This window comes from Stenotrophomonas sp. S41 (assembly GCF_016624625.1).
Taxonomy (GTDB): Bacteria; Pseudomonadota; Gammaproteobacteria; order Xanthomonadales; family Xanthomonadaceae; genus Stenotrophomonas.
Genome location: NZ_JACVTV010000010.1, coordinates 59,476 through 70,238 on the forward strand (window position 1 = coordinate 59,476; position 10,763 = coordinate 70,238).

Here is a 10,763-nt window from a genome sequence, read left to right on the forward strand (position 1 = left end):
AGCATGCCAGCGGCCGCGTGCGCGCGGCGTGCGCCTGCGGTTACGCCCGCGCGGCAAACGTGCCGTGGAAACCCAGCGGCACCGCGTACGGCAGCCAGGCCTGCGCCAGCGGGCCGTCCTGCACATGGCGCGCATCCAGCACGGCAATACCGCTTCGCTTGTTCACCGGATCCAGCAGGGTCCCGACCAGCCAGCCATCATCCGGATTGCGGCTGCCGGGGCGGGGCACGAACACATGCTCCTCGGCCATGATGTCGCTGCCATAGCGCCACACCTGGCGGCGGCCACGTTCCACGTCGAAGGCGGCCACCGCATTGAAGTACGGCGTGTTGCTGGCGCCATCGACGGTCGGTGCGTACAGGCGGGCCGCGCGGCTGTCGGGCGTGCGCGGGTCGAACAGCGGGAATTCCACCGTACTGATGCCGGTATCCTGCCAGCGCGCCTGGCCACGGCACAGGTCCAGGTGCAGTTCCACCAGGCTGCTGTGGCCGTTGGTGGCGTGGGCGCCGTCACCGGCCATCGCTTCCTTCATCGGCGAGCGAGCTTCGTCCATGTTGTCGCGGCGCACGGCACGCACCACGATGCCGTCCTTGCTGCGATGTGCATCGCCGAAGTGGTAGATCGCCGCGAACGGTGCTTCAAACCACTGCGCCTTGTCCGGCGCATCCTTGGATACCACCGCGATGTTGGCCGCGCGCTGCGGGGCGAACTGCATGCGTTCGAAGAAGCTGCCGCCGCTCTCATTGAAGTCGAACGGCGCCAGCACGAAGACCAGGTGCTGGTCGGTCATGGTGAAGGCATGCAGGTAGCCACGGCCGGGCGTGGCGATCACATCGGCGCTGATCAGCTGGCCATCCTTGCCGATGTGCCAGACCAGCAGACCGGCGCCGCCCATCAGGCTGATCGAGCCGAAGTTCCAGACGCTGCCATCGCGGTCCACCAGCGGGTGCGCCGAGAACGGCAGGGCCGCCAGGTCAGGGCGCCAGGTCACCGGGCCGATCGTCTCCAGCGAATCGGGATGCACCTCGAACGCCGAGCCGGATTCGCACAGGGCGAACACGCGGCCATTGAGCGCCATCACCGACGTGTTGGCCACGTTGGCATCGTCGTTGTTGCGCACGGCCTGTGCGTTGGGGACGCTGGTGCCGGCGGCGGGGTAGAGGAAGCGACCGGCCTTCTGCTCGCGGGTGAACTTCGGCGTGGCCACCATGCGTGCGCGGTGGGTCAGGCTGCCGTCGCCGTTGAAGTGCCAACCGTGGACCATGCCGTCGCCGTCGAACCAGTGGTCGTAGCGCAGGGTGCCGCGCTCGCTCCAGGCCGGGCCGTTGCGGTACAGGGTGCCGGCCAGGCCGGCCGGCAGCCGGCCCTGCAGCTGCACCGTGGCCGGGCCCAGCGTCTCGCTGCTCACCCCGCGCCAGCCCAGCAGCCACGGATGCTCCTGCAGGCCCTGGGCGAACTGCGCCGGGTCGTTGGCGAAGGCCGGGGCGCTGCGCAGGGCGGTGGCGCCCAAGGCCAGGCCAGCGGTGCTGCTGATCAGGGTGCGGAGGAAGCGGCGACGATCCATGGCGGGCCTCGGTGCGGGAAGGAGAATCAGCGCAGGGTGATGTCGATGGCGGTGCCGGCGGCGGACACCGCGAAGCGTGCTTCCTCGAAGGTCGGCTTGCGCATCACCTGCGGATTATTGCTGAAGCCGTAGCCTTCGATCGGCATGCCGACCAGGTTGGTGTCGAGCTTGCCGTTGTCATTCTCGTCGTGGGTCAGCAGCACGGCATAGTTGCCGGCCGGCAGATCCTTGAAGGTGAAGTGCACGCTGTCGCCCTGCGGGTGTGCCTGCTGCGCCTGCACCGGTGCGGCCTTGCCGTTCCAGGCCTCGTCGGAGGACACCAGGGCGGCGCGCAGGGTGCCGGTCTGGGCGCGGACATCGTGCACGTTCACGGTCAGCTCGGCGGCATGGGTGCCGCCGGCAAGCAGCAGGCCAGCGAGCAGGGAGCAGGTCAGGGCGGTGCGGATCATGGCGGCAGTTCCGTCTGGAGGTGTGGGGCCAGTCTGCGCCGGGGGCTGGCCCGGGTTCAGGGCCAGTGGTCATCGATCCGACGTGCCAGAAGTCACTTTCTGCGCTGGACCCATTGCCGGCAGGGGGCCGGGCCGGTCAGCATGCCGCCATGCCCAGCCTGCTCCGCCATCTCCTGCGTCCCCTCAGCCTTGCCGGCGTGATCACCGTGCTGGTGGTCGGCCTGTCATTCGGCGTGCAGCGCAGCGGGGCCGGATCAAGCCTGCTGCTGCTCGGCGCCTTCCTGCTGCTGTTCGCGGTGCACGGCTGGGTCGGGCTGCCGACCCGCCTCCGCGCGGTCGTTGCCGTGCTGCAGGCGCTGCTGGCGGTCGCCCTCATCGCCCTGCAGCCACGCACCGGCACGGCACCGGTGCTGCTGGTGGTGCTGGTTGCGCAGCTGGCCGAGCATTGGCCGCCGCGCTTCGTGCTGGTGGTTGCGCTGCTGGCCAACCTGGCCGAGTACGCCGTGCTGCGCCACAGTGGTTTCACCCAGCCGCTGCTGGTGGTGCTGCTGTACGGCGGCTTCCAGGCCTTTGCCGCGCTGACCGCGCACTATGCGCGCAGCACGGCGCTGGCCCGCGACGAGCTGGCGCGGGTCAATGCCGATCTGCTGGCCACCCGTGCCCTGCTGGCCGACAGCGCCCGCGATGCCGAGCGCCTGCGGCTGGCGCGCGAACTGCACGACGTCGCCGGGCACAAGCTCACCGCCATGCGCCTCAACCTGCGTGCGCTGGCCGCCGATCCGGTGCTGGCCGGACGCGAGGGCCTGCAGACCGCCGAACAGCTGTCCGGCGAACTGCTCGCCGACATCCGCCAGGTCGTGCAGTCCATGCGCGATGATCGCGGGCTGGATCTGGACACCGCCCTGCATGCGCTGGCCGCGCCGTTCCCGCGCCCGCGCCTGCAGCTGCGGATTGCCGAGGGCGTGCGGGTCACCGATCCACGCACGGCCGAGACGGTGCTGCGCCTGGTGCAGGAAGCCCTGACCAACGCCGCACGGCATGGCGAAGCCGATAACGTATGGCTGACGATGAGCGAAGAGGATTCCCGGTTGCGTATCGATATCCGCGATGACGGCCAGCGCGCCGAGCGCATCCGCGAGGGCAATGGCATTTCCGGCATGCGTGAGCGCCTGGCCGATGTGCAGGGGCAGCTGGAGCTGGCCCGTACCGAGCAGGGCGGCATGCACCTGATCGCGCGGTTGCCGGCATGAGCGGCGCACCGATCCGTGTCGCCCTGGCCGATGACCAGGCCCTGGTCCGCGCCGGCCTGCGCGCGCTGCTGCAGGGCCTGGGCGTGCAGGTGGTGCTGGAAGCCGAGGATGGCCAGGCACTGCTGGATGCGCTGGCCGCGCAGCCGGTGGACGTGGTGCTCAGTGATATCCGCATGCCCGGCCTGGATGGCATTGAGGCACTGCGCCAGCTGCGTGCACGCGGCGACGCCACGCCCTGCCTGCTGCTGACCACCTTCGATGAAAGCGACCTGCTGCTGCGCGCCAGCGAAGCGGGTGCGCAGGGGTTTCTGCTGAAGGATGCAGCGCCGGCCGACCTGCGCGAAGCCATCGAGCGCGTCGCCGCTGGCGAAACCCTGCTGCTGCCGGTCAGTACCGAACCGGTGCGCTCGCGCTACCGCTTCCACGATGAAGCGCCGCCCAGCGACACCTTCGGCGAACGCGAAGTGGCCATCCTGCGCCTGCTGGCCGGTGGCTACAGCAACAAGGAAATCGCGCGCAGCCTGTTCCTGGCCGAAGGCACGGTGAAGAACTACGTGTCCAGCATCCTCGACAAGCTGGGCACCCGCGACCGCACCCGCGCAGTGCTGAAGGCGATTACCCTGCGCATCATCTGAAGCGGTATGGTGCGGCGATGAACCCTGTCATGCACGTCGAGATTCCGGTGGCCGACCTGGCCCGCGCCATCGCGTTCTACCAGCAGTGGCTGCAGGTGGAAATCGGTGCCCCGGTGGAGGTGCACGACTGCACGATGGCGTACCTGCCGTTCGACGACGATGCAGGCGGTGCCAGCATGGCGCTGGTCCATGGCGCGGATTACCTGCCGTCCGAGCGGGGCGCGCGCATCTATGTCGGCGTGCAGGATCTCGATGCCAGCCTTGCCCGTGCGTTGCAGGCGGGTGCCGCGCTGCGATTCGGCCCCGCCGAGGCAGGCGCCTGGCGCGTGGCGGAGATCGCCGACAGCGAAGGCAACCGCATCGCCGTGCAGGCCCCGACAACAGCCTGACGCCCATCTGTAGAGCCGAGCCCACGCTCGGCTGCCGTTGGCCCGTAGAGTCGAGCTTGCTCGACTGCTCCGCGCACCCAGTCGAGCAAGCTCGACTCTACCCGGCCGTCGCCTGCCACCGCTGCAGCCACCCGGCAATGGCCGGGTCCAGCCGCGCATCGTCCGGCAGCCGCACGCCAAAGCCCTCCTGCAGCACCTGCCGCACATCCGCCACATCGCGCAGCGCACGCTTTTCCGGCGCCTGGCCCGGGCGGTATTCGGTGTAGTTGCCGCTGCCCATCGTGCGCCGCCCCTCCGGCCACGTCAGCGAAGCACGCAGTTCCCCGGGGAAACTCGAGTGCGGGTGCGTGCACACATACCAGTTGCGCACCTCGTTGTCGGCCGCCGCCGGCGACGTCAGGTCGAACCGGTACAGCGACCGCCAGTCGTCACCGCTGCTGGCCGCCAGCAGGTAATCGCCGTCATCCAGGCGCTGCAGCCGGTAGCGTTCATGCGGCGTGTCCTGTGCGGCTGTTTCCTGCAGCCGCAGCGGCACGGTCGGGGTCAGGCTGCCGAAGCCGGCATCCACCAGCCAGTCCTCGCCGTCCAGCCGCACCCGGATCAACAGGTGGGTACGCGGCGTCAGCTCGCCTTCGGCGGCCGACAGCAGCACGCGCGCGCTCAGTGCATGGGCATCGAAGCCCAGTGCCTGCAGCAGCACGAGGAAGGCGCCATTGAGCTCGAAGCAGTAGCCCCCGCGCTGCGCGTCCAGCAGCTTGCGCTGCACGCTGTCCAGGTCGATCGGCACCGCATCGCGCAGCAGGCAGGTGAGGGTCTCGAACGGCACATGGGCGTTGTGGCGCTGCTGCAGCAGGGTCAGCCCGGCCAGGGTGGCCGGCGGCGCGGCCGGCAGCTGCAGGCGCTGCAGGTAACGGGGGATATCAAGCGCGGTCATGACGGCACCAGGCGGGGCAGGGACACCTACTGTGCAACCGCAACCGGGGTTGAGGTCAAGGGCAGGGCGCCGATGTCATCGCCCCGTCGCCTGCGGCCGGTACAAAGACCGCAAGTGCGCCCCCGGTGGCAGTTCTCGAAAATAGTTCTAAAGTCCCGCTTATCCAGGCCGATACAGGTGCGTCCTTTTGCCTGGAGTCTGTCATGTCGACCGCGGTTGTTCGCCTTCGGTCCCTGCGCACCCACTTCGATGGGCTGCGCTCGGCGTTTCCTGGGCTGTTGCGCTGGCTGCAGCCGCACCGGCTCAGCGTGGCCGACAAGCTGAAGGCCACCTTGTGGGTCTGCGGCCTGGGCCTGGTCGCCATCGCCGGCGTCTACGCCTGGACCGGCCACACCAGCGCACAGGCGGCCCGCACCCAGGCCAGCTACCAGCACGGCAGCGATCTGGCAGCGGCGCTCGCCACCCGCGTGGCGGAAGCACGGCGCCTGCAGACACAGTATGCGCGCAGTTTCGATGATGCCGACCGCAGCCAGCTGCTGGCCACCCAGCAGGAGCTGAAGCAGGACCTTCAGGCGCTGCGCGCGATGCCGATGGATGCCGGCCGGCGCAAGGCGCTGCAGTCCCTGGCCGAAGCGGTCGACGGCTTCTCGCAGGGCATCGCCGCGCTGTTCGAGCGCGTGGATGAGATGGGCCGCGGCGACGCGGGTCTGGCCGCGCAGCTGCAGCAGGCTGCCGACACACTGCAGGCGAACGTGACCTCGCTGCAGCGCCCGGCGCTGGAACTGCATGTGCAGAAGATGCGCCGGCAGGAAGCGTTGCTGCTGCTCGATGGCGACTCCACCCATGCCGACCGCGCCAGCGAAGAGAAGCTGCCCTTCGATCTGGCCCTGGCGGGGTTGCCAACCGAGGCGCAGGAGAGCCTGCGCACCGACATGGATGCCTATCAGGCCGCGCTGCTGGGCTACACCGCCGCCCGCGTCGGCCTGGATGTGGAAGCGCAGTCGCTGCTGGACACGGCCGCCAGCGTGGCGCCGGCACTGGCCGCCTTCCAGAAGGCCCAGGTACAGGCGCTGGCCCAGGCGCAGGCACGCCAGCAGGCCGGTGCACGCACCATGAGCGTGCTGTTCGCCGCCACGCTCGTGCTGGTGGCCGGTGTGCTGATCACCAGCCTGGTGCTGGTGCTGCGCGCGGTACGCCGCCCGATCCAGGACACCCTGCGTTTCGCCAGCGACATTGCCGACGATCGCCTCGACACCACCCTGCGCGTGCACAACGCCAACGATGAGATCGGCCAGCTGGCGCAGCGCCTGATCGACATGCAGCAGCGACTGCGCGCGCGCATCGAGGAGGAACGCGCGGTGGCCCGTGGCAACACCCGCGTGCGCCAGGCGCTGGACAGCGCACAGACCGGGCTGATGGTGATCGATGCGGAAGGGCAGGTGGCCTACGCCAATCCCGCCCTGCTGCAGCTGCTGGGCATGCCGGCCGACGCACTGGTTGGCAGCGATGCCGTTCGCCTGCACCCGGCGATGACCAGCCTGGCCGGCGTGCGCCGCCGCGAGGAACGCGAGATCAATCACCTCGGCGTGCGCTACCAGCTGATCGCCAACGCGATCGTCGATGAAGGTCATTTCCTCGGCGTGGCGGTGGAATGGCGCAGCCGCGCGCTGGAAACCCTGCTGGAAACCGAAGTGGCCGCGCTGGTCGATGCGGCCGCACACGGTGAGCTGCAGGGCCGCATCGCGCTGGAGGGCAAGCAGGGCTTCGTGCGCACGCTGTCCACCAGCATCAACCATCTGCTGGCCACCTTCGAAACCAACCTGGGCGACCTGCAGGCGCTGCTGGCGGCACTGGCCCGCGGCGACCTGAGCGTGCGCATGGAAGGCGACCTGCAGGGCGTGTTCGCGCGCATGCGCGACGATGCCAACGCCACCGTCGGCCAGCTCGGCCGCATCGTCACCCGCATCCAGCAGGCCACCTCGCGGCTGGATGTGGGCGTGGGTGAGATCGTCGCCGGCCACCATGACCTCTCGCAGCGTACCGAACAGCAGGCGGCCAACCTGGAAGAGACCGCCGCATCGATGCACGAACTGACCGACACCGTCGGCCGCAACGCCGATGCCGCCGGCCGTGCCGATGCGCTGGTGCAGGGCGCGGCGGCGGTGGCCGCGCGTGGTGGCCAGGCCGTGGGCCAGGTAGTGGCCACCATGCACGGCATCAGCGAAGCCTCGCGCCGCATCGGCGACATCACCCAGCTGATCGACGGCATCGCCTTCCAGACCAACATTCTCGCGCTGAATGCCGCGGTGGAAGCCGCGCGTGCCGGCGAGCAGGGCCGCAGTTTCGCCGTGGTGGCGTCCGAAGTGCGCTTGCTGGCCCAGCGTAGTGCCGAGGCGGCCAAGCAGATCAAGGGGCTGATCGAGGATTCGGTCACCCGCGTCGGCCAGGGCAATGTGCAGGCCGAGCAGGCCGGTACCACCATGGGCGAGATCGTCGGTAGCGTGCAGCAGCTGGCGGAACTGCTCACCGCCATCCGCAGTGCATCGCAGGACCAGCACGCCGGCATCGCCCAGGTGAACCAGACCATCGTGCAGATGGAGTCGAGCACCCAGCGCAATGCCAGCCTGGTGGAGGAAGCCGGCGCATCGACCGCGCACATGCAGGCCCAGGTGCAGGCGCTGGCCGAAGCGGTGTCGGCGTTCCGCCTGCAGCCGGAGCGGCGCCCGCGCGTTGCCGCGTGATGGCGCGCCGGTAGTGCCGGCCGCTGGCCGGCATTACCAGACGCGGATCAATACACATCGCGGCGGTAGCGACCGTTCTCCAGCAGCGTCTCCACTTCGTCATCGCCCAGTGCGGCACGCAGGACCTGGTCAACACCCTCGGCCATGCCCTGCAGCGAACCGCACACGTGGATGACCGCGCCGCGCGCCAGCCACGCCTGCAGTTCCGCCGCAGCGGCCTGCAGGCGGTGCTGCACGTAGCCACCACCGTCGGCATCACGCGAGAACGCCAGGTCCACGCGGGCCAGATGGCCCTCGGCCTGCCACTGCGCGATCTCCTCGGCGAACAACTGGTCGTGCGCGCGCTGGCGTTCGCCGAACAGCAGCCAATGGCCATGCTGGTCGTGCTGCGTGGCTTCGCGCAGCAGGCTGCGCAGGCCGGCGATGCCGGTGCCGTTGCCGACCAGCACCATCGGCGCACCGTCCTGGCGATGGAAGCCCGGGTTGCGGTGAACGCGCGCGGCGATGCGGCTGCCCAGCGGCGCATGCAGCGACAGCCAGCCCGAGCCCAGGCCGGCGCGGCCCGCAGCGTCGTGCACCAGGCGCACCACCAGGTCCACCGCACCATCGGTGGCGCACGAAGCGATGGAGTATTCGCGCCCTGGCAGCTCCGGCAGCCCGGCCAGCCACAGCGCGGCGTCCTGTACCGGCAGCGCGGCTCCTTCGTCGGGCAGCACGCGTTCGCCTGCCAGTTCCAGCAGCGTGCGGGTGGTGCCGTCGAGCAGCAGCGGCTGCAGCGGGTCCAGCCCGTACGCCTGCAGCACCGCTGCGGCGTGCTGCGCGCTGTTGCGCGGTGCGATGTGCAGGATGTCGCCGGCCTGCCAGGTCGTGCCGGCCGGCGGCGCCAGACGGATCTTCCAGATCGCGCCACCCAGGCTGCCCGGGTTCAGTTCTTCGCGTGCGAGCAGCTGCCAGTCGTGCATCTGCGTGGCCGGCGGCAGCACGCTGTCATCGGTGACGATGCCGGTCAGCGCGCCCAGCTCGCGTTGCCACTGGCGCAGTGCCACCACCGACGCGGCGTCCACGTCGATGCGCGGGAACAGGGGCTGCGCACCGTTGCCGGCCAGCCACGTGTCGACCGCGGCGCCGAACGCGCAGTAATGCGGGTACTGCCGATCGCCCAGCGCCAGTACACCGTGGCGCAGGCCCGAAAGATCCACGCGCTGGGACAGCAGCTGGCGTGCGGCACGACGGGCGTTGTCCGGCGGCTCGCCATCGCCGAAGGTGCTGAGCACGAACAGGACCTGCGGGCTGTCCTGCAGCAACGCAGCCGTTACCCGCGCCAGTGGCAGCACCTGTACCGGGTGGCCGGCGGCCTGCAGCTGCGCTGCCGCACGCCAGGCCAGCTGTTCGGCCAGGCCGCTCTGGCTGGCATGGATCACCCGCCACGGCGTGCCTTCGCCGCCGCTTTCCTGCGCCGCAGGCAGGGTCTGCCGCAGCGCACTTGCCGCGCGCTGGCTGCGCCGGCGGTCCAGGTACAGCATCCAGCCGGTGATGAAGAACAGGCACATGGCCAGGCTGCTGAGCATCACCACCACGCGGCCGGGCAGGCCGAAGTAGCTGCCCGAATGCAGCGCGAACACGCTGGTGGCCAGCTTGCCGCCGGTGCCCTGGCGCTCGTAGGGGCGTGCATCGAGCAGCGCGCCGCTGGCCGGGTCCAGCTGCAGCAGGTCATGCGCGCGGTCGTGGTGGCCGCCGCGCAGGGCCGGGTCGCCGGACATCACCCGCACGTTCAGCACCTGGCCCGGTTTTTCCGGCAGGCGCAGGTCGATGTAACCGCTGCGCACGCCGGGCTGCGCATACAGCGTGTCCTCGACATGCTGCAGGTCGAGCACGGCATCGGGCGCGACCTTGTGCTTGGCCGGCGGGGTCACGCCCAGCACCGAATTGGCTGCACTGCGGTACCAGTCGAACGACCACCACAGGCCGGTCAGCGCACTCATCAGGTAGATCAGCAGCACCCAGGTACCGATCACCGAGTGCAGGCTCCACAGGAAGCCGCGGCCGCTGCGTTTCCATTCCACTGCCAGCCAGCTGCGCCAGTGCCACCAGCGGCGCGGCCAGCGCAGGTACAGACCGGACAGGGCGAAGAACAACAGGGCGATGGCACAGCTGCCGACCACGACCTTGCCGCGTTCACCGGCCGCGAGGTGCCGGTGCAGGTCTTCGACGAAATCGAAGAACGCCTGGCCACGCAGGTGGCTGAAGCGTTCGCCGTTGTAGGGGTTGAAGTAGACCCAGTGATCCTTGCCGCCGGCGAAGCGCGCCACCGAGGGGCGCTGGCCGGTGGCGTCCACGCGCAGGCGTTGCAGCGGGCGCTCGCTGCCGGCCTGCAGCAGCGGCACCAGTTCGCTCAGCGCGAGCGGCTGCTGGCCGTCGTCGTGGTGTTCGGCGATGGCGGCGAAGCCGGGGTTGGCGGCACGCAGCAGCTCGTCCTCGAAGGACAGCGTGGCGCCGCTGAGGCCCATGACGGCCAGGATCGTGCCGGCCGTGATGCCCAGCAGCCAGTGCAGTTGGAACAGGACGTTCTTGAACATCGGGGAGAGAGGCCGTCGAGGCTGCCGCCCGCATCCTGCGCAACAGCAAATGAGAATTAATCCCGTAATTCTCCGGGGGCGGACTGGCTGTGGTCAAGGAGGGTTTTATTGCAGGGCTTGCAGCCCTGCACCCGCAGAGGCAACGTCAACGTCAAAGGCCGGCTATCCGTGAGTTGGCGGGGTGGGTCCGGTTGAGGGGGACGCTGCAAGTACGTCCATGTAAGC

8 protein-coding genes are annotated in these 10,763 nt (G+C 69.7%); 4 read left to right on the top strand and 4 right to left on the bottom strand.

Annotated elements, in window-relative coordinates; all coding sequences use genetic code 11:
* Positions 1-40: 40 nt before the first annotated feature.
* Positions 41-1,564 carry a carotenoid oxygenase family protein gene (locus IAE56_RS04125; RefSeq protein ID WP_200751574.1) on the bottom strand — a complete coding sequence of 508 codons (1,524 nt, stop codon included), beginning with the start codon at positions 1,562-1,564 and terminating at the stop codon, positions 41-43.
* A 26-nt stretch (positions 1,565-1,590) separates the two neighbouring features.
* The gene (locus IAE56_RS04130) at positions 1,591-2,013 is read right to left on the bottom strand and encodes a DUF2141 domain-containing protein (protein ID WP_200751575.1); all 423 of its coding nucleotides are present in this window, start codon (positions 2,011-2,013) and stop codon (positions 1,591-1,593) included.
* 149 nt (positions 2,014-2,162) lie between these two features.
* Between IAE56_RS04130 and IAE56_RS04135 the strand changes: the two genes are divergently transcribed.
* From IAE56_RS04135 to IAE56_RS04145, 3 genes are read left to right on the top strand one after another with little or no spacing between them, the layout of a single operon-like run.
* Positions 2,163-3,263, top strand: coding sequence for a histidine kinase (locus IAE56_RS04135; RefSeq protein ID WP_200751576.1), 1,101 nt, complete (start codon positions 2,163-2,165; stop codon positions 3,261-3,263).
* Positions 3,260-3,898 carry a response regulator transcription factor gene (locus IAE56_RS04140; RefSeq protein ID WP_200751577.1) on the top strand — a complete coding sequence of 213 codons (639 nt, stop codon included), beginning with the start codon at positions 3,260-3,262 and terminating at the stop codon, positions 3,896-3,898. The genes IAE56_RS04135 and IAE56_RS04140 overlap by 4 nt, the downstream gene beginning before the upstream one ends.
* Before the next feature lie 17 nt (positions 3,899-3,915).
* Entirely contained in the window at positions 3,916-4,287 is a 372-nt protein-coding gene (locus IAE56_RS04145; protein ID WP_200751578.1) for a VOC family protein, read from the top strand.
* Between the two features lie 97 nt (positions 4,288-4,384).
* On the opposite strand, the gene IAE56_RS04150 is transcribed toward IAE56_RS04145, so the two are convergent.
* A complete protein-coding gene (locus IAE56_RS04150; RefSeq protein ID WP_200751579.1) occupies positions 4,385-5,221 on the bottom strand; it encodes an arylamine N-acetyltransferase in 837 nt (278 codons plus the stop codon).
* A 203-nt stretch (positions 5,222-5,424) separates the two neighbouring features.
* Between IAE56_RS04150 and IAE56_RS04155 the strand changes: the two genes are divergently transcribed.
* Positions 5,425-7,962 (top strand): methyl-accepting chemotaxis protein, encoded by a 2,538-nt coding sequence (locus IAE56_RS04155; protein ID WP_200751580.1) that lies wholly within the window; start codon positions 5,425-5,427, stop codon positions 7,960-7,962.
* 47 nt (positions 7,963-8,009) lie between these two features.
* On the opposite strand, the gene IAE56_RS04160 is transcribed toward IAE56_RS04155, so the two are convergent.
* On the bottom strand, positions 8,010-10,538 hold the full coding sequence (locus tag IAE56_RS04160; RefSeq protein WP_200751581.1) for a sulfite reductase flavoprotein subunit alpha: 2,529 nt from the start codon (positions 10,536-10,538) through the stop codon (positions 8,010-8,012).
* Between the last annotated feature and the right edge of the window lie 225 nt (positions 10,539-10,763).

What these genes read in the sequence shown, in the direction of transcription:
- IAE56_RS04125 (WP_200751574.1), bottom strand. Translation starts at nt 1,564, where the DNA reads ATGGATCGTCGCCGCTTCCTCCGCACCCTGATCAGCAGCACCGCTGGC.
- IAE56_RS04130 (WP_200751575.1), bottom strand. Translation starts at nt 2,013, where the DNA reads ATGATCCGCACCGCCCTGACCTGCTCCCTGCTCGCTGGCCTGCTGCTT.
- IAE56_RS04135 (WP_200751576.1), top strand. Translation starts at nt 2,163, where the DNA reads ATGCCCAGCCTGCTCCGCCATCTCCTGCGTCCCCTCAGCCTTGCCGGC.
- IAE56_RS04140 (WP_200751577.1), top strand. Translation starts at nt 3,260, where the DNA reads ATGAGCGGCGCACCGATCCGTGTCGCCCTGGCCGATGACCAGGCCCTG.
- IAE56_RS04145 (WP_200751578.1), top strand. Translation starts at nt 3,916, where the DNA reads ATGAACCCTGTCATGCACGTCGAGATTCCGGTGGCCGACCTGGCCCGC.
- IAE56_RS04150 (WP_200751579.1), bottom strand. Translation starts at nt 5,221, where the DNA reads ATGACCGCGCTTGATATCCCCCGTTACCTGCAGCGCCTGCAGCTGCCG.
- IAE56_RS04155 (WP_200751580.1), top strand. Translation starts at nt 5,425, where the DNA reads ATGTCGACCGCGGTTGTTCGCCTTCGGTCCCTGCGCACCCACTTCGAT.
- IAE56_RS04160 (WP_200751581.1), bottom strand. Translation starts at nt 10,538, where the DNA reads ATGTTCAAGAACGTCCTGTTCCAACTGCACTGGCTGCTGGGCATCACG.